The organism is Petralouisia muris (assembly GCF_004793545.1).
In the GTDB taxonomy this organism is placed as follows: domain Bacteria; phylum Bacillota; class Clostridia; order Lachnospirales; family Lachnospiraceae; genus Petralouisia; species Petralouisia muris.
Genome location: NZ_SRYA01000041.1, coordinates 25,200 through 43,263, shown reverse-complemented (window position 1 = coordinate 43,263; position 18,064 = coordinate 25,200). Strand labels below are relative to the sequence as shown.

Annotated in this window: 18 protein-coding genes and 4 pseudogenes; 4 read left to right on the top strand and 18 right to left on the bottom strand. The window is 42.1% G+C overall.

What is annotated here, in order from left to right:
- Positions 1-150: 150 nt before the first annotated feature.
- From E5329_RS18105 to E5329_RS18065, 8 genes and pseudogenes are all read right to left on the bottom strand, one after another.
- Positions 151-666 (bottom strand): hypothetical protein, encoded by a 516-nt coding sequence (locus tag E5329_RS18105; RefSeq protein ID WP_275443434.1) that lies wholly within the window; start codon positions 664-666, stop codon positions 151-153.
- Between the two features lie 155 nt (positions 667-821).
- Positions 822-1,030, bottom strand: a pseudogene (locus E5329_RS18100) (helix-turn-helix domain-containing protein).
- A pseudogene (locus E5329_RS32230) lies at positions 1,017-1,255 on the bottom strand (RNA polymerase sigma factor); the annotation flags it as partial. The pseudogenes E5329_RS32230 and E5329_RS18100, both read right to left, overlap by 14 nt.
- Before the next feature lie 1,817 nt (positions 1,256-3,072).
- A pseudogene (locus E5329_RS32595) lies at positions 3,073-3,405 on the bottom strand (FtsX-like permease family protein); the annotation flags it as partial.
- Positions 3,406-3,586: 181 nt separating this feature from the next.
- A complete protein-coding gene (locus E5329_RS18080) occupies positions 3,587-4,354 on the bottom strand; it encodes an ABC transporter ATP-binding protein (protein ID WP_135990823.1) in 768 nt (255 codons plus the stop codon).
- A 110-nt stretch (positions 4,355-4,464) separates the two neighbouring features.
- A complete protein-coding gene (locus E5329_RS18075) occupies positions 4,465-5,478 on the bottom strand; it encodes a sensor histidine kinase (protein WP_135990822.1) in 1,014 nt (337 codons plus the stop codon).
- On the bottom strand, positions 5,475-6,140 hold the full coding sequence (locus tag E5329_RS18070) for a response regulator transcription factor (RefSeq protein ID WP_135990821.1): 666 nt from the start codon (positions 6,138-6,140) through the stop codon (positions 5,475-5,477). Before E5329_RS18070 ends, E5329_RS18075 begins: the two co-directional genes overlap by 4 nt.
- A gap of 225 nt (positions 6,141-6,365) precedes the next feature.
- A complete protein-coding gene (locus tag E5329_RS18065) occupies positions 6,366-6,548 on the bottom strand; it encodes a hypothetical protein (RefSeq protein ID WP_275443433.1) in 183 nt (60 codons plus the stop codon).
- A 407-nt stretch (positions 6,549-6,955) separates the two neighbouring features.
- Between E5329_RS18065 and E5329_RS32590 the strand changes: the two genes are divergently transcribed.
- Together E5329_RS32590 and E5329_RS32585 are read left to right on the top strand one after the other, a co-directional pair.
- The gene (locus E5329_RS32590) at positions 6,956-7,132 is read left to right on the top strand and encodes a helix-turn-helix domain-containing protein (protein WP_135990828.1); all 177 of its coding nucleotides are present in this window, start codon (positions 6,956-6,958) and stop codon (positions 7,130-7,132) included.
- Positions 7,133-7,190: 58 nt separating this feature from the next.
- Positions 7,191-7,526, top strand: a pseudogene (locus tag E5329_RS32585) (amidohydrolase); the annotation flags it as partial.
- Positions 7,527-7,732: 206 nt separating this feature from the next.
- Here the strand turns inward: E5329_RS32585 and E5329_RS30785 are convergent.
- The 5 genes from E5329_RS30785 to E5329_RS18035 form a co-directional block, all read right to left on the bottom strand.
- Positions 7,733-7,918, bottom strand: coding sequence for a hypothetical protein (locus E5329_RS30785; RefSeq protein ID WP_275443435.1), 186 nt, complete (start codon positions 7,916-7,918; stop codon positions 7,733-7,735).
- 121 nt (positions 7,919-8,039) lie between these two features.
- Positions 8,040-8,519, bottom strand: a complete 480-nt coding sequence (locus E5329_RS18050; RefSeq protein ID WP_135990819.1) for a SpoVA/SpoVAEb family sporulation membrane protein — start codon at positions 8,517-8,519, stop codon at positions 8,040-8,042.
- Positions 8,520-8,555: 36 nt separating this feature from the next.
- The gene (locus E5329_RS18045) at positions 8,556-8,984 is read right to left on the bottom strand and encodes a stage V sporulation protein AB (RefSeq protein WP_275443432.1); all 429 of its coding nucleotides are present in this window, start codon (positions 8,982-8,984) and stop codon (positions 8,556-8,558) included.
- Complete coding sequence (locus E5329_RS18040) at positions 8,971-9,618, bottom strand: stage V sporulation protein AA (RefSeq protein ID WP_135990818.1); 648 nt, start codon at positions 9,616-9,618, stop codon at positions 8,971-8,973. The genes E5329_RS18045 and E5329_RS18040 overlap by 14 nt, the downstream gene beginning before the upstream one ends.
- Before the next feature lie 13 nt (positions 9,619-9,631).
- Positions 9,632-9,931 (bottom strand): hypothetical protein, encoded by a 300-nt coding sequence (locus E5329_RS18035; protein WP_135990817.1) that lies wholly within the window; start codon positions 9,929-9,931, stop codon positions 9,632-9,634.
- 133 nt (positions 9,932-10,064) lie between these two features.
- On the opposite strand from E5329_RS18035, the gene E5329_RS18030 reads away from it, so the two are divergent.
- Complete coding sequence (locus E5329_RS18030) at positions 10,065-10,598, top strand: Uma2 family endonuclease (RefSeq protein WP_135990816.1); 534 nt, start codon at positions 10,065-10,067, stop codon at positions 10,596-10,598.
- Between the two features lie 180 nt (positions 10,599-10,778).
- On the opposite strand, the gene E5329_RS18025 is transcribed toward E5329_RS18030, so the two are convergent.
- Genes E5329_RS18025 through E5329_RS18005 form a run of 5 tightly spaced genes read right to left on the bottom strand, consistent with a single transcriptional unit; the run spans position 10,779 to position 17,051 of the window.
- Entirely contained in the window at positions 10,779-11,273 is a 495-nt protein-coding gene (locus tag E5329_RS18025; RefSeq protein ID WP_135990815.1) for a PTS sugar transporter subunit IIA, read from the bottom strand.
- Between the two features lie 2 nt (positions 11,274-11,275).
- On the bottom strand, positions 11,276-12,070 hold the full coding sequence (locus tag E5329_RS18020) for a Cof-type HAD-IIB family hydrolase (protein WP_135990814.1): 795 nt from the start codon (positions 12,068-12,070) through the stop codon (positions 11,276-11,278).
- A gap of 27 nt (positions 12,071-12,097) precedes the next feature.
- Entirely contained in the window at positions 12,098-14,281 is a 2,184-nt protein-coding gene (locus E5329_RS18015; RefSeq protein WP_135990813.1) for an alpha-galactosidase, read from the bottom strand.
- A complete protein-coding gene (locus E5329_RS18010) occupies positions 14,281-15,675 on the bottom strand; it encodes a sucrose-specific PTS transporter subunit IIBC (RefSeq protein WP_135990812.1) in 1,395 nt (464 codons plus the stop codon). Before E5329_RS18010 ends, E5329_RS18015 begins: the two co-directional genes overlap by 1 nt.
- A complete protein-coding gene (locus tag E5329_RS18005; protein ID WP_135990811.1) occupies positions 15,675-17,051 on the bottom strand; it encodes a glycoside hydrolase family 32 protein in 1,377 nt (458 codons plus the stop codon). Before E5329_RS18005 ends, E5329_RS18010 begins: the two co-directional genes overlap by 1 nt.
- 159 nt (positions 17,052-17,210) lie before the next feature.
- Here E5329_RS18005 and E5329_RS18000 point away from each other — a divergent pair, with 159 nt between their 5' ends.
- On the top strand, positions 17,211-18,035 hold the full coding sequence (locus E5329_RS18000) for an AraC family transcriptional regulator (protein ID WP_275443431.1): 825 nt from the start codon (positions 17,211-17,213) through the stop codon (positions 18,033-18,035).
- Positions 18,036-18,064: the final 29 nt, after the last annotated feature.

Genomic DNA, 18,064 nt, shown 5'->3' with positions numbered 1-18,064 from the left:
ATGAATGGGTGTAAAGACATCCGGTATTGTTCTTTTCCTTAAGTTAATGACATTGTGTAGTTTGCAGCAATTTCCGGGCGGCTCATGCGTTTTTTTGCCTTGGATCTGCTAAGGATGCGTTCTACGTGTACATCCATTTCAGGGATATTTTCAAGACTGCGCCCAAGCAGAGCCAGTCTTGACATCTGTACAGCGGTTCAGGAAACGCTGACCATTTTCAATAACGTGAGCGTAATTATTGTATGACACCTTTGGGGATTTGTTATTTGGTTTAAAGAATGTGTCCGGGGCATCTGGATTGCGGAAGATGTCAAGAGCAGAACCATCGCAAGCGATCAACTGGCATTTGCCATTGTAGAGATTGTCTTTCAGCCTGTTGTTGAATGCGAAGAGCAGATGTCTCAATGCGCAGGTTTTAAGCTTCTGCAGCTGCTTATAATAGGCAGCTTTAGAAGGGGCATCTATAGATCGTCCGAAATAAGTGTAGAGCTCTTCGCGGATGCATTCTCCTTGCATTGTAAGGAACATAAGCAAAAGTTGGCGAAATCCCAGTTTCCTGTAGCGGGTAAAATCCTTACCGGGTCTTTGTGCATATTTTTCAGGATCTGCAGCTAATTCATCGATAGCTGCAAGTAAAATGGCTTTAACGGAATCAGAATACTTCAAAATAGGCACCTCCTTGGATTTTAGATAGTTTGTCAACCGTTTTTTGTAAAATTAAAATTTGAGTTACTGGTAGAAAAAATAAAATATTGCATAAAATGGAGAATTTTCCTAAAGTTAATGACATTGGCTGTGATGGGTAGCGGTTATTCAGTTCTTTATGGCTGTTCATCAAAGCGAAACTTGAACAGGGCAGTGATCAGCCGCTGTTTTATATTGTCCTCGGTGTCCTTATTGACGTGTCCGTTTTCAAAGGAAGCAATTCGGATTTGCTTGCCATAATGCCGTAAAACTTCGTCCACGGCTTCCGGCTCTCCGCTGGTGTTTTCACAATGGTTTCATACGGCACAAGTTTAGGATTCCTCATGTAAAAGTTCCTCTATTTCTCCCCTTAACATCAGCAAAGCACTATGTATGTGATACCATGCCGTACTCCGGCAGCGTCCATATAGTTCCCCGATTTCCTGCTGTGTGCATTTCTCGAAAAAATAAAGGTGGATAATTTCTCTTTTTTCTCCGGCAAGACGTACAGGGCTTCGGCAAGCTCCCCGCTGGTTAGCATAATTGTCTGACCGCATATAGTGACGGAATGTAAGAGGGCGGCAGCACTGCTTGCTGTCGCCCTCCTGATTACCGGGCAGCAAAGACAGACGGGGCTGTCAACGGCGGGCGTAGCCCGTTCATCCTGACCGTTGACTCTCTGGGCTGTCTTTGCTGCAAGCTGCACTACGAATTAACAGAACATCTAAAGATAACCCACGTGCTGATAAAATAGCAAAGCAATAAGATTGCCAAAATTCCCACTGTTGCCCCAATCTGTAACATCAATGTGGTAAAACCTATATATGCAGATACTTCGGCTGATATGGTCTGGATAAAATAACCAATCACAACAGCGGCTACCATGATTGCTACGATAATTGGAAGCCCAAACCATACACGCAACTGTTTCAAGATAAGTTTATTGATATGCTGCTCATCTACACCTAATTTTCGGAGTACAGAAAAGCGGTATTTATATTGCCCTGCGTCTAAAAGCTGCTGTAAAGAAAGCACTGTAAGGCAAATTACCATCAGTACAACCGCACCATAAATCATGCCTGTTTGCAGAATAAAGTTATTTGCGATTGCGCTATTTGTTTGAAGCGTGCTGAAACGCACACCATACAAGGCACCGCTTTCTGCCTGCTCTGGGTATTCTGCTGCAAAAAGCCTTTCCAGCTCCCTTGCGTTTTCATAAGTGATGTTTTTTGTTGTTGTAATATAACGGTTTCTTATAACCGGCAGCAATTCCTCACATATTTTATCCGGGAATACATAAAGGACATCTGTATAGACATTATAAAGTGTTTCTCCCATTGCTTCCTCGGAATAAGACTGCTGGGAAATATTCAACGTTCCCCCATCTGTTACAACGCTGGTATGTTCTGCAATAAAACTATTTCTTTCTTCTTCCGTTGCTATTGTTTTCCATTGTGTTATAAATTCATTTTTTCCTAAAGAAATCTGCTCATATCCCAACATTTTCCGTATTGCATTATAGTCACTTAAAGAAATCGCCACGACAGGAAAATCATACTTTATCCGATTGTGAAAATCAGCTTTTTTCGGAAGGTACAAACTAAAAGTGCAATCATATGCCGTATCTATTTCATGCGCTGCAAAAAAATCAGTGATGATTTCATAATTGTCCTGCGGCAGATTTTTTTCTTCATACACATGATTGTAACTTGAATATACCTGCACATCATACATAGAGCGTACGCCCAAATAGCCGGAAGCCCAGCCCGTTAAAATGGGCGCAGCAATAAACAGGAAAATAGCAAGCACAAGAGTTATGCAAATCAATGTCATTGTTTTACTGGTCGTATTTAATTTTGAAGTAATCTGCCCGTAAAAGAACAGTGCTTCCCCATGGTATCGGTGTTCCGGTGATTTTTCTTTCCATATGACAATAAAGCTGCTGGCAAGATAAATCAATGCACCAATGAAGAAAAGCAAATCAATCAAGAGAAACAGAAGATATTGATTGAGCATTCCGGCACCTAAAGGCAGATAATATTTATTTGCTAATGCCACAACACTGGCTGTTGCAAAAGCATTTAGTGCAGAACATATCAGCAAGCCAGTAATAAGCATATTCTTTTTTTCTTTTTTGATTAGGCAAAATACAGACCAAAGCAAAGTGAGCAACGGAAAAAGAATGTTTCCCCAATACATGAGCCGTACCGGAAACGCAAAGCGAGCGTCATAATAAAACCAAACCTTTTGTATTCCTGTAATAAATGCCCATACTGTAATCAGTTCAAAGAGTATTACTGCAACAGAAATCCAACGGCTATTTCCCGGTTCTGGCTCGTTCTCTTTCTCTGCGGAAAGCATAGTAATAATTTTCGTTTTCTGGATGGTACGGGTATTGAAAATACCTACCACTAAAAAACTAAAAACGAAAAATGACAATGTCCATAAAACCGTATCCGGGAATAAAGTCCATGATATTTCATAAGACTTTTCATAAGCAGTAAGGAGCATTGCCGTTATAAACTGGGAACAAAATACGCCGAAAAAAATACCAATCAAAATTGAAATCATTCCCATAATCAGTGTTTCTGCGAAGAAAATTCTTCCAATAGTCTTTTGTTCCATTCCCATAATAGATTGAATGGCAAACTCTTTTTGTTTCTGCCGGAGCATATAATGGTTGACAAATCGTATCAAGAATAACAACAGCAATGTTATCATGCAGATTACCGCTTTCATTCCATCGCTTAACAGAGTAAAATCATACTCACTTCCTATATCCGGGTTATAATAGCTGCTGGAAATGGAGAGAAACGCATAAAACAAGGTAACGCAGATTGTCATTGTGACAATGTAAACCAAATAATCTTTTGCAGACCGCTTTGCGTTTCTGAAAATTAGTTTAGCATACATGGCTCTGTCCTCCTCCAATGATAGTAAGGACATTCAGTATTTTATCAAAAAAGGCGTTTCTGCTGTCATTACCCTTACGCAGTTCCATAAAGATTTCCCCGTCTTTCAAAAAGAGGATACGGCTTGCATAGCTGGCGGTAAAAGCGTCATGCGTTACCATAAGAATGGTTGCTCTAAGCTGCTCATTGATACTTTGGATGGTAGACAACAGCATTTGTGATGAATGGCTGTCTAACGCCCCTGTGGGTTCATCTGCTAATAAGAGTCTGGGATTGTTGACAATCGCTCTTGCACAGGCGCAGCGCTGCTTTTGCCCACCTGATACCTGATAGGGATATTTGTTTAGAATGTCACTGATATTCAGCTTCTCGGCTATTTCCAGAATACGGGGTTCTACACTCCCGGCAGGTGTGTGATTGATTGCCAGTGCCAGCGCAATGTTTTCTGAAATTGTCAATGTATCTAATAAATTGAAATCTTGAAATACAAACCCCAAATTTTCTCTGCGAAAACGGGCAAGGGATTTTGGCTTGATTTCTGTCACATCCGTTCCCTCTAAAAAAATGTGCCCCGCACTTACTGTATCAATGGTGGAAATACAGTTAAGCAGCGTTGTTTTTCCAGAACCGGATGCCCCCATAATGCCGAGAAATTCCCCGGCTTCAACGGAAAAGCTAATATCCCTAATGGCTTTGGTAATATTTCCGCCATTGCCATAGTATTTCTGGATATGCTCCAGCTTCAAAATTGTGTTCATTTGATAAGCCTCCTTACTGTTTTATGCCTCTATTGTAAAGGGTGCTTTTCATTTTTTGTATCAAGTTTTCTTACGAAGTTCTTACAAAAATGTAAGAAGTGCAGGGCATATCACCCCTGCACTCTGATAACAAAATCATTCATCTGAAAAGAAAGCGCAATCGTTGTGCCTTTGTTTTCAGAATGAGCAGTAAGCCCTATTCCCAATTTATCACAAAGACGCTTGCAGAGATACAAACCCATTCCCGTAGAATTTTTTCCAATCCGCCCGTTCCTGCCAGTAAACCCTTTTTCAAAAATACGAGGTAAATCACTTTTAGGAATACCTATCCCATTATCGATGACAGACAAAACAACCCTGTCATTTGTCTTTATCGCAGAAAAGTGTAAAACAGGCTGTTCGATACGATATTTTATCGCATTGCCGATAATCTGATTTAAGATGAACCGAACCCATTTATCATCAGTATAAACCCTGTTTTCTATATCATCTATCGTAATCGTCATGTTACTTTGGCGCAGGAGATATTTATTGTCTGCGACTGCACTATGCACAACATCACATAAGTTTGTCTCACGGACAGAATAGTCTTTCTCTGTATGTTCACTTCTGGCATAATAAAGCGTCTGTTCCGTATATTGATTGATATGCTCTAACTCTGCCAGTATCTCTCTGGCAAAGGGAGAACGGTTATTCTCACAAAGCAGCTTTATTGCTGTAATCGGTGTTTTGACTTCATGTATCCACTGCTCAATGTATTCTTTATATTCTTTTCGCTCATTCTGTATTGCGCCTATTTTTTCAAGCATGGATTTTTCTGCCATCTTCATAATCTGATAAAAAACCTGCTCGTCTGCTTTCTTCGGTATCGTCATAATTTCCGGTATTAGATACCGTTCTTCTAACTGTTCTGTCATATCCAGTAATTGATTCAAATACCTCTTTCGCACATAATAAACAACCGATAGATAAGTGGTTAAAATAATAAACCAGACTATAAAGATAAACAGAACAGTTTGAAACTGGTTTCCATTTGCAAATAAAAACAAGACAAGCGCCAGCATACCCATAATATTTACAAAAATAGCTGGTATTTGATTTTTTAGATATAGTTTTCCACTCATAATGTATATCCTTGTCTGTGTTTTGTCTTAACAAAATCAGTAAGTCCGATTTTATTGAGTTTATCACGAATACGGGCAACATTGACACTCAGGGCATTATCATCAACATATAGTTGATTATCCCAAAGAAAGTCCACAATGTCATTTCGGGAGCAGATTTTTCCAGCGTTCTTAAAAAGATAGTATAGGATTTTCAATTCATTTTTTGTCAATTCTGCCTTTTGCCCGTTGTATTCTATTACACTGCTTGCAGGATGCAGAGCTGCCCCGTTCCATGTAAAAAATTCTGCTTGCGGAGAAGGGTATGCCCGTTTTAAAAGTGCAGCAATTTTGGCAAGCAGGATTGCAGTGTTGTAGGGCTTTGTAATAAAAGCGTCGCCACCCAGCATAATGCTGTTCAGTTCGTCCATATCTGTGTTGCTGCTTGTCACAAAAACAATAGGAATATCTGAAAAAGTGCGAATCTCCGAACATATTTCAAAGCCATTGTTTCCTGGCAGCTTTATATCCAAAATAACTAAATGTGGAACAAACGCTTTTATCTGCCGGATTGTCTGGGAAAAGTCTGTAACAGCAAAAACCTCATATCCATTTCCAGATAAAAGGGTCTTGAGCTGTGCCTGTATGGTAAAATCATCTTCAACGATAAATATTTTCTTCATTAAGATACCTCCCTGACACCCTATTATACTGTATCAGAGTGGTTTTCTCAAGCCATATTATAGAATAGCAGCTCTGACGCTTAAATTTACACTTATTCTCTCAGAGTACATGAAATTCTATTTTTGCATACCATATTCGTACCTTCATCGTTTTTGAACAAAAAAATCCCTGCACTCCTTTTTTTCTATTTTTGTTTTCACTTATTATTTCACCACCACCTTTCTCTATGCTTTCCTATATAAATCGTATCTGCATCTTTTTCTCCAACTCTTCGGTTCCAGCCTTTCCAGATACCGGTTGATGTTCTCCCAATAAGGCAGTTCATCGACCACTGGTTCCTCCCCGCACAGCGTCCAGATATTTCTAATTATGACTTCCGAATTAAATTCTTCACTTGTTTTCCGCATACTGCTGATGCAAAATAAAGACGAAAGAATACGGGTCATAAGAAGGATCACGCCAGGGTATGTAATGTAACTCTGATTTCTGGGGTCAGGGAGTTGTTTCAATAATGGAAGAAGAACTGGGAAAAATGCCGGATTAGCTTAGTTAATTCACAGGCAAGATTAAACTGTGCCAGGTGCTCCCTGGCTTCTTTTCTTCTGATTTTTATTCTTGCTTCATGGAAAAACCTCCTCTCTTTTTGGTGGCGCGAAAAAATAAGTTGTTATCTAATTCTATTATCTCGCATCTTCCCATAAAATGGAGGTTTTTTATAAATTTTTTAAGCGTCAAAGCTGCTTCTTCTGATCCTCCGACACCTGGAATCCAATTACCGAACAGTTACCCTGCATTCAGCCGCTGAACTTTTTGGATTCCACCCGAATTCTTTAAGCGCCTATATCAAAAAAGAAATACCAGTGCGCCAATCTCAGAGATAACCCAAAAGGTAGGCTATAAGAATCAAGGCTTTTTCTATAAGAAGTTTCAAGCGTATTACAATATGTCCCCGATCGAATACCGAAAATCCTTAAAAAAGAATTTATCTTAAGTTTCGTCAGTTTATTGTTTTATTTTGGTCAGTGCTGACACCGTTATGCGGCACGATTATGTATTATGGCTGTCCTGCGGAAGAAAGCGGTGCAGGAAAGGCATTTATGCTACGTGCAGGCTGTTTTAAAGGAGTTGATTTTGCTTTTACCTGGCATCCGTTTTCTCAAAGCGGCGTCTGGAATAAGTCCCTTACAAATATCAAAGTCATCTATTGCTTCACAGGAAAAAGTTCCCATGCATCCGCTGATCCCCAGAACGGCAGAAGCGCTCTGGATGCCTGTGAACTGATGAATGTAGGGGTAAATTATTTAAGGGAACATGTGCCAACAGATACCCGAATGCATTATGCCTACTTAAATTCTGGCGGAACCGCTCCCAACATTGTTCCCGCACATGCGGAACTCCTGTACGCACTGCGGGCAGGAACATCCAAAGATCTGGAGCAGCTTTTGACACTTCACTTCCATCAACGCTATTTCCCGTTAATATGCGTCCATCGGGTATGCCAAAAACCAGCACAGCCCCAAAACGGCTGTGCCGGTTTTTCTCTTTCATTCTCCCTGCCCATACTGGCGTCTCCCAACGGACTTCTTTCTCGTTACACAAAATTATGCTCCAGTTCAGATACAAGCTGCTGCATTTCTGCCTTGGAAGTCACGTTCCTGGCAGCCTCCACCACCTGTTTTTTCTCTTCCTCATCCATCTTTGCATAGATGGAAAGCGCCTTTTCATTGAGCCCTAACTGAAAGCTGAGGCCAATTGGCATATCATATTTATTTTCCATTCTTTATTACCTTTTCTTTCTGCGTTTAGAAGTAGTATAGACAAAAAATAAATTTTTATACCTCCAAATTTTATTTCCAGTGATATAATTTTATAATAGTGTTACATAATTAACCGTATTGTTAAAAAATCCCCATCATCTTCCCGCCCCAATAAATCAGCCCCAACGCCCAGCTGGTAAAGATCCCATACAAAATCACTGGCCCGGCAATGGTAAAAATCTTACACCCTATTCCAAAAACCTGCCCCTCCTTCTGAAACTCGATGGCCGGAGCCGCCACCGAATTTGCAAACCCTGTAATGGGCACCAGCGCCCCTGCGCCGCCCCAGTTGGCAATGGAGGGATAAATATTAAAGCCTGTTAAAAGCACGCTCAAAAGCACCAGAATCATGCTGCACCAGCTTCCTGCCGTATCCTGATCCAGCCCGAATGTATCAACCGCAAGATTCAGGATCAGCTGCCCCAGAATACAGATAATACCGCCTGTAATAAATGCTTTTATCATATTTGTCGGAAGGGAATGTGTGGGGGTTACCTGCTTCACATACTCATTATATTCCTGATTTTTCTTTTCTTTCTGTTCCATGGTTTCCTCTGCCATAACCTTACCTCGCTTTCTTCTGATTTACCGTCTATCCTACATTTTCTGCATATGGTTTGCATAAAAATATAATGCGCCCAACGCCTTGCCCAATGCCATAAAAAACAGTATAAGGCTTAAGCCTTCCTTAACGCCAAACCGCCGGAACATAATGGGAAATGTATTCAGAATTTCCGCCAGGGCCACAGCCAGGCAGCCGGTAAAAACTCCGGCAGACAGACCGAATACCAATACGCCCAAGATTCCCAGAGGCGCCTGAACATGAAACAGGGAAAAAATATTGCCCACTGCCCCGCCTAAGATTACCGCATTCTCATAAGCAATAATATCTGCTGCAGTCCGGCTTTTTCCAATAATCCGGGGAACCACCCCAATCGAAATAATAAAGCTGAATACCCCCGCAGAAATTGCAGAGCCGCTTGCCAGCCCGATAAAGCCCAAAAATACCTGTTTAATCCACATCATTACTGGTTCCTTTTCTTCCACAGTTTTCAATAAATGTAGAATCTACATCTTTTTCATAGGTACGCATTTCCACCTGGATCGGAGTGGGATCATGGGTAATTTTTTTATGCCCTACATGATTGAAAAATATCATAATTCCCAAAAACAATCCAATGGAGTAGCAGATCTCCAACAGGGTAAATCCATTGGATTCGGTACCCATCACCTGCTGATAGAAATCTGCAAAAACTTCTCCCACTCCCACATCATTATTAAAGGTCATAATCGTAAATGCAGAGCCGAAAAATATCAGCACACATAAAACTGCGGTTTTCAGATAGAGCAGCCACTTCGGCTCCTGCTTCGGTTCATATTCCAGAACAAAATCCTTTTCCCCGATATTCTGGATATCCACATTGGGAAATTCCTGTCCAATTAATTCAATAATTTTCATTACGGAAAAAACTTCCGCCTGCTTTTTCTTCCTGCTCTGGTTTGCCGGAGTGTGAAAGGCGTACACCTTCATGGTTTTTAACTTATTAATCAGAGGCTGGTTGGTGGAAGTGATTTTTGCAATATCCTTCAAAGCCACAGAAGGCTCCCGCACCAGCACGTTCTGCTCAATTTTCAGATATACTGTGTCTGAACTTGCCATATGTCCCTCCGTCCTATGCACATTTTACAGGATTTTCAAAAGGCCGAAAACTTTCTACCGCCGTCTCTCCCATGCCTGTTTGTTCTTCAGCGCTATTTTGGATTGTCCATCCTGCCGGCTCTTTGGCTGTTTCGTCCTCAAACCCTTCCATAACGGCTTTGCACTCCTTACCCTTACGTTTCACAAGGGTTCCTTCCGTTACCGTGGTCTGATTTTCCACGTAATTCACATAATAGAAAATACCTCCTGCAATGGTGAGAATCACAACTGCCAGAAGGCAAATCCGATAAATGGTACTATGACTACGATTCATATTCTCACATCCTTTTTCCATCTTTGGAAGTAGTATGCCATCCTATCCAGAATTTATTCATTGATAAAAGGAAATTTGAATATAGCAATCAAAATAAAAAACGTGTATAATAAAAGAAAAAGAAGGTGATTCTATGGATGCATTAAATAATGAATTTATCTACACAATTGACGATATTTATGCGCTGCCCGAGGGAAAGCGGGCTGAACTGATTGACGGACAGATTTACTATATGGCTCCTCCTGGCAGGACACATCAGCAAATTTCCGGCTATCTCTACAGCACTATTTACAACCATATAAAAAAAGCCCATGGAACCTGTGAAGTTTACGCCTCTCCGTTTGCCGTATTTCTCAACAAAGACAGTATCAATTATGTGGAACCGGATCTTTCTGTTATTTGCGACACTTCCAAGCTGGATGAAAAAGGCTGCCACGGAGCCCCGGACTGGGTAATTGAAATCGTTTCTCCCAGCAGCAAATCCAAAGACTATATGGTAAAGCTTTTAAAATACTGCACCGCAGGCGTCCGGGAATACTGGATCGTGGATCCGACCAAAAAAATGATATCCGTATATCAGATAGAGCAGGAACTGGTGGAACAATATTCCTTCGGAGAAGATATTCCGGTGGGAATCTGGGAGAATTTCTCCATAAATATCCCATAAAATCATTGTATGCCAGAAACCCGGCCTTTCTCCTGCAGCGTAACATTCAGACCTCTTCACGGTATTATTGACTGTCGAAAAATGAAATTTGTACACAATATATGGCATGAGACCCTTAAAACCCAAATCATATACGGTGCCTGAATTTCATTTTCCGACAGCCCCTTTTCCAATGATCGATCAGCTGGAAAATCTGCAGATGTCCGTCTCATTTTGCACTGCGTTCATTCCGCTTATATATTCCGCATCCGGATAATCATCTGCGTTTGTGACAACCAGAATACAGGCCGTCTCCAATCCTCTGGATTCTATCAGCGCTTTATCAAATTCCATCAGCTTATCCCCCTGATTGACCTTATCTCCAACTTTTACAAATACATGAAATCCTTCGCCATTTAAATTTACTGTATCCAGGCCGATGTGCATAAGGATTTCCGCGCCATTATTCAAAGTCATGCCAATGGCATGGTTGGAATCCTCCGCAATCATGGAAACCGTTCCTGCACATGGGGCTGTTATCGTCTCTTCTATTGGTTCTATCGCCACTCCATCTCCCAATGCCTTTGAGGAAAACACCTGATCGGAAACCTCAGTTACCGGAATTACCTTTCCTGAAACAAATGCCTTCAGCTCCTTCACTGGCTCTTCTTTTTCTTTCTTTTTAAAAAACAACATAGCTATACGCCTCCTTGAATAATTTTATTAATCTCTTTTGCCACTCCATGATTCCTATTACTGTCTATGACCTTTTCTGCAAGCTCACAGATCAAAGGCTCTGCATTTTTCATTGCGCATGAATGGGGAAACATCCGAAACATGCTTTCATCGTTGCAGCCGTCTCCAAACACTACCACTTCTTCCTTAGAAATCTGATAGAATTCCATCACTTTTTCCAGCATTCTGCCTTTCTGCGCTTTTTCGGATGTGATTTCAATATTCCATTCCGCAGAAGACGTCACGGATAATTTTGTCCATAACATCAGTTCTTTTTTGCAGTTTTTCACCTCTTCAGGAGTCTTTGAAAATGCAAATATTTTAAAAACTTTTATATCCGCATCTTTTCTTCTCTCAAACTCCGAAAACTCTAATGCCTTTTGACATTTCTGTGTATTTGTGGAAAATTCTCCTTTATCCGTGATAACTTCAAGATCAAGACTCCTTTTTCGTATCATTTCTATTACTTCCCGGGCTGCTGCGGCTGTTATGGCTTCCTGAAAAATCACATCTCCTGCCTGATTTCTAAATTCTGCACCGTTGAGCAGAATGCAAGGAACAAAAATACCTGCGTTTTGGAATATTTCACAAGCCGTACTCCAGGATCTGCCTGTGGCCGCTGCAAACCTTATGCCTGCGTTCTGAGCCTTTCTTACTGTCTCTGCCGTTTCCCTTGATATTTTACTCTTTTCATTCAGCAGCGTTCCATCCAGATCGCTTACAAGCAGCTTTACTGCCTTTCTCTCACTACCTGCCATAATAATTTCTGCTGCAAGGCATCCTCCTTATTTTTCTCGGATAAAATGAAACATAAATACATAAAAATCTTCTTTTGCCAAAGGTATGCTGATTCCTGTCTCCATCAGTTCATCCCCGCCATAACTCTTTTTGCTGCCGCTTTCAACATAATCATATTCCGGATTCAGGCCGGCCAGCCGAAATCTCCCGCGGCTGCAAAGAGGCCGGTACAATTTCTGAAAAATCATTGCAAGACATTCCTCTTGATCCTCTCTGACCGATGACCATATGGCATAATTCTCATTGGGCGCCTCATTTCTGTAAAAAGATGCACGCTGCAGCCATCCTCTCTCCTTCTTATATTCCTCAATCTGCCTTGCAATCTCAGATTTTTCCTCACTGGAGCACTTGCTCAGATCCAACTCATACCCCATATTAAATAATCTTGCCACCTGATATCTGGTATTGAGAGATACCGTTCTTCCCGTCTGGTGATTTGGCGTAATACTCACATGGGCGCCCATAGCGATTGGCGGATACATCAGCGAGAAGCCTGCCTGTATCCTGGTTCTGTCAAAAGCATCTGTATTGTCACTGCTCCAGTTTTGAGCTGCATAATATAACATTCCTGGATCAAATCTGGCGCCGCCGCTGGAACAGCCCTCCAGCAGCATTTTAGGATAACGTTTCGTAATGGTATCCAGGATTTCATACAATCCCAGAATATACCTGTGGCTGATTTCTCCCTTTCTCTCTTTGGGGAGAGCCAGGGAATTTACCTCTGTAAATGGGCGGTTCATGTCCCATTTTACATAATCAATCTGTCCGCCTTCCAGATAAGCATCCAGCACAGAAATCACATATTCCCTTACCTTTTTCTGAGACAAGTCCAGAATGTATTCATGCCGTCCCTCTGTGATTTCATAGCCAGGGATCTGAAGCGCCCAATCTGGATGTTCCCGGTACAGATTACTGTCCCTGCAGACTGCTTCCGGCTCAAACCACAAGCCAAACTGCATTCCCTTGCTGTGAATAAGCTCTGCTGCCGCTGCGATTCCTCCCGGCAGCTTTTGCTGATTGCATTCCCAGTCTCCCATAGAGGTCCGGCTGCTGTTATCTGCCCGGAACCATCCATCGTCCAGCACAAACAGTTCTGCGCCCAGTTCCTTTGCCTGTTCTGCCTGTTCCTCCAGCTTCCCAAGGCTCACATCATAGTACATGGCCTCCCAGGAATTTAACAGTACAGGGCGCTCTCTGTGTGTAAAGCCGGAAGGCATCAGATGATACTGATACAGCCAATGAAAATTCTGGCTCATTCCATTCAGTCCCTCTGAAATGTAATTCAAAATTGCTTCCGGCGCCTGGAAAGCTTCTCCCGGATTTAATTCCCAGCAAAAAGTATCTGGATGAATCCCAATCTGCGCACGTACATTGCCAAACTGATCCTTTTCCGCCTGTGCCAGAAAATTGCCGCTGTAAATTAACTGAAACCCATATACCTCTCCGCTGTATTCCGTAGAATGGGGATCCATCAATGCGAAAAAGGGCTGCTGCTGGGGACTGGAGCTTCCTCGAACGCTCTCAATCCGCCAAACTCCATGAGACAGCAAAGAACGGCTGACATTTCCTTCCCCGGCATGGGTTCCATATAAAGAAAGTACATCATATTCCTTTGCCGGAAGCTCCAGAGAAAAGCTCTGGACATTCTGGAGCTTTAACGCCTGATTTCCAATGTTTTCCACCTTCTGGCTGCGGGCTATGACGCCTCTGTCTTCAAAAATTGTATAATACAGGCGCACCCGGATTCCGGCAATCCCGTCTTCGCAGGTGACTTCCAGCGTTTCTGTTTCGCCCTTTTTGGCAAAGGCTGCCGGAAGCCCTGTAAGTTCCGGTTTTTCTTCCAGGACCCGAAAGCCTTGAAACATCAGTTTTACAAACTCAATTCCAGAATCCTGCGTTACTGCAAAAGCTGGAATCCGGTAATCGCCATACCCCCGCGCCGGGTATTCAAAAGGAAAATCATCAAATGATACATTCGGTATACTGCATGGATGCTCTGTGGTATACCCCCTTTTATAATAGAATGGCTCACCGGCGCCGTGGTACCTGCGGACTGCTTTTCCAAAATACCGCAAAACCAGATATTTTCCATCCACCGCTTCCATTACATAGCTGATGAATTTGTTGCTGATATGTACAATCAGCCCGTCATCTGAAAATTGAATGCTCATTATGAATTCTCCATATCTTTGCTGAATCCTAAGAACCAGGTAAGCCCAAAGGCTACTGCAAAGGAAATCACATTGACGATCAGATAAAGGGGAAGCTGCTCATTTAAGTACAGTAAGGTTCCCGGAATGCCCGTAATGGACATACCCGTTGCACGCAGGTTCAAGATGGAGGCCAAAAAGCCGCCGACTCCGCCGCCAATCATGGACATCAGGAATGGCTTTACAAATTTTAAGTTTACGCCAAACACGGCAGGCTCTGTAATTCCAAGCAGTGCAGAAAAACACGCCGGATAGGACACCTGTTTCATCTTATTGGAAGACGCCTTAATGGCCACTGCCAGCACCGCTCCTGCCTGCGCCACATTGCCGCAGGTTCCGATCGGGTTCAGATAATTCCATCCGTCAGACGCCAGCATACTGATCTCCAAAAAGTTTAAAATATGATGAATGCCAAAGATTCCAAGAAGCTGCCCAAAACATCCATACAGGAATCCTCCGATTCCCATTGGCAGAAACAGCAAATGTTCTACCAGCCACAAAACGCCATTTTCTACATAGTGCAGCACAGGCCCGATGCCAAAAAGCGCAATCGTAATTCCAAACAGCATGGTCAGAAACGGCGTTACAATCAAGTCAACGGAATCCGGAATATGTTTGCGGAGCCACTTTTCAAAATTGGCTGCCAGAATCCCTGTTGCAAACGCCGGAAGTACGGATCCCTGATATCCTGCCACTTTGATAATTCCGAAAAATACAAGGGGTTCCGCTTCTCCTGCACCAACTGCATAGGCGCTTGGCAGACTTGGACTTACCAGCATAAGACCCAGCACAATTCCAATCACCGGACTTCCGCCGAAATTGCGGAACGTAGACCAACATACCAAGGCAGGCAAAAATGCAAAAGCGGTATCTGTAAGAATCTGTGTATACAGCAAAAGTGACTGGGGAATATTTTCCGGCGTCAGTCCAAATATACTTAACACTGCTTCCTGCGTCAGCAAGCCCCGCAATCCCATAAATAACCCAGTGGCAACAAGAACCGGAATAACCGGTACAAACACATCCGAAAACATACGGACTGCCCTTTGAAAACGGTTTCCATATACCATAGTCTCTTTCTTTTCTCCGGTTCCTGCCGCCTCTGGTTCTCCGGTTATTTTGATCACTTCATCATAAACCCGGTTCACCAGTCCAGTTCCCAGAATAATCTGGTATTGTCCGGAATTAAAGAAAGACCCCTTTACTTTATCCAAATCCTCTATCGCTTTTTCTTCAATTTTTTCTTTATCAGACACTACAATTCTTAATCTTGTGGCACAGTGTCTGACAGATACAATATTCTCTGTTTGGCCCACAAGCTCCACAATTTTTTTTGCAAGTTCTTTTTCGCTCATCACGGCTCCTCCTTTTTTTCCGGTTTCATAATATTGCATATCTGCATCTTTTCTTCAGATAAGTTTCCTTTTACTGTAATCTCCGGCTGCCCGCTCTGGGGAAACATGCGGGCAGAAAACACTGTTTTTCCGCCATTCACAAAAATTTCCATGCTGGAATGATCGGACCAGATTTCTATCTCACGCAGACCTTCCACAGATTCTGTTCTGCTTTCCAGTGAATGATCCACCCAGTTTTTTCGAAAGAAAATTAATTTCTTCTCATTCTGCAGATATTCCAGCCCTGCCTCTCCCTGATGAAATTCTATCTGCAGATTCTGATTTTCCCCTGCCACCTGAAGCTTCATAAAAAAAGTACGCTCCGGCAGACTGGCTCTCCAGGATTCATTTTCGTACGTTACGTTAAGTTCCCGGCCCAACAGGCCATACATTTCCCTCACCGGTCTCTGGCACAGTAATTCACCTTCCAGAAACAATTCCCTGGGCATGGTCAAACAGTGAATATTCGGTTCCGTCTCAGAAAATACTCTTTCCTGCTCTCCATCCATTCTTGACATCCATCCAAATAGAATTCTTCTCCCGTCAGGACTTACAAAAGTCTGAGGCGCATAAAAATCAAACCCTGCATCCATATTCCTGTATCCAACATCCAGGCTGACATCCTGAAATCTCCCCGTTCCTTCCTCAAACTCTTCCAGTTTATATGCGGAAAAACTGCATATATCTTCGTCTGTTTCATTATTGCGCTTCTGGGGATTATAAAGCAGAACGGTTCTTCCATCCAATTCAAATAAATCCGGACATTCAATCATTTCATAATTTTCTGAAACTGCCAGCATATGCCGGTACTCCCATTTTCTTCCATCCTGCGAGCTGCAGAGGGCAATTGCGCCTCTTCCGTTTTTTTGCTGTCCGCCAATTACCATGTAATAGTTTTTATCTTTTCCCTGGAACACTTTGGGATCCCGAAAATGTTCTGTATATTCCTCCGGCGTTTCTATAATGACACCTGCCTTCTGATAACTTTTTCCATCCCTGGTTACCGCAAGGCACTGACTGCTTTTCCTTTGTCCGCCTGTTTTGCAATTTCCTGTATAAAACAAATATAAGCTGTCTCCAATCACATATCCGCTCCCGGAGTATACGCCATTTTTTTCAAAATCCTGTTCTGGAATAATTGCGCCCCCTTCAAATCTCCAGTTTATCAGATCACTGGAAGTAAACAGCCCCCACTCCTTATAGGAATGATCCTTTTTCAGAGGGTTCCACTGAAAAAATACATGGAATTTTCCCCGAAACCAAGACAATCCATTGGGATCGTTCAACAGCCCTTTGTCGGGCTCCAAATGATATTGCTGCCTGATTCTCTGATTCATTTTTCCTCCTTTCTCCTTTCCCATCAGTTCTTTATGACTATATTAAACAATTTTTCAGCTTTGATTTCTATGGTATTAGGAGAAAAAAATATGGAAAAAACTAACTTTTTATGATACAATGGATTTATGAAAGAATATAAAGAGACTCACCATTCACTCATGTATAAGTCAAACTCAGATTTGTCACTCTACAGTGCTGGTTATGAAGAATGCACTCCCGGCTACAGCTATGGTCCCAAGATCCGTTCTTACCATATGATTCATTTTGTGCTCTGCGGAAAGGGGGAAGTACACATCAATGAGCATATTTTTCATTTAAACGCCGGAGACGCCTTCCTCATTCCTGCCGGAAAAGTTTGTTATTATGAAGCTTCCAGAGAAAATCCCTGGCACTATGCCTGGATTAATTTTCTGGGAATCAATTCCCAGATGTATTTGTATCAGCTGATGACCTCATCGGATGATATCTACATCATACATAATCTGGACGCCTTGAAGTATAAAGAACATATTTTTGATATCCTCTCGATTCAGGGGACAGACACCAGCCAATACTTTCGGGCAAACGGAATTCTTTACCAGATCATGTCCATGATTTTTCAGGATGTACACTTTCAGGAAAGCAGCTGGGGTAAAATTTCTATTGCTGATGAAATCAAATTTTACCTGGACAACAATTACGCTGAAAAAATCAAGCTTCAGGACGTGGCAAAAGCTTATGGCGTACACCCCAATTACCTTACCAGAATTTTTCATGAAAAATATGACGTATCGCCAAAGCAATATTTGATGAATTTAAAACTAAAAAAAGCCGGCCGTCTTCTGACAACAACAGAATTAAATATCTCTGTAATTGCCAGCTCTCTTGGTTTTGACGATCAGCTTTCTTTTACGAAATGTTTCAAAAAATATTTTAATATTTCTCCTTCTGAATATCGGAAAAAGCACAGAATATATCCTGATTCCCATTCCAAGCTGCCATAAACTGCCTATTCCGGATATCCTGTGCCTGG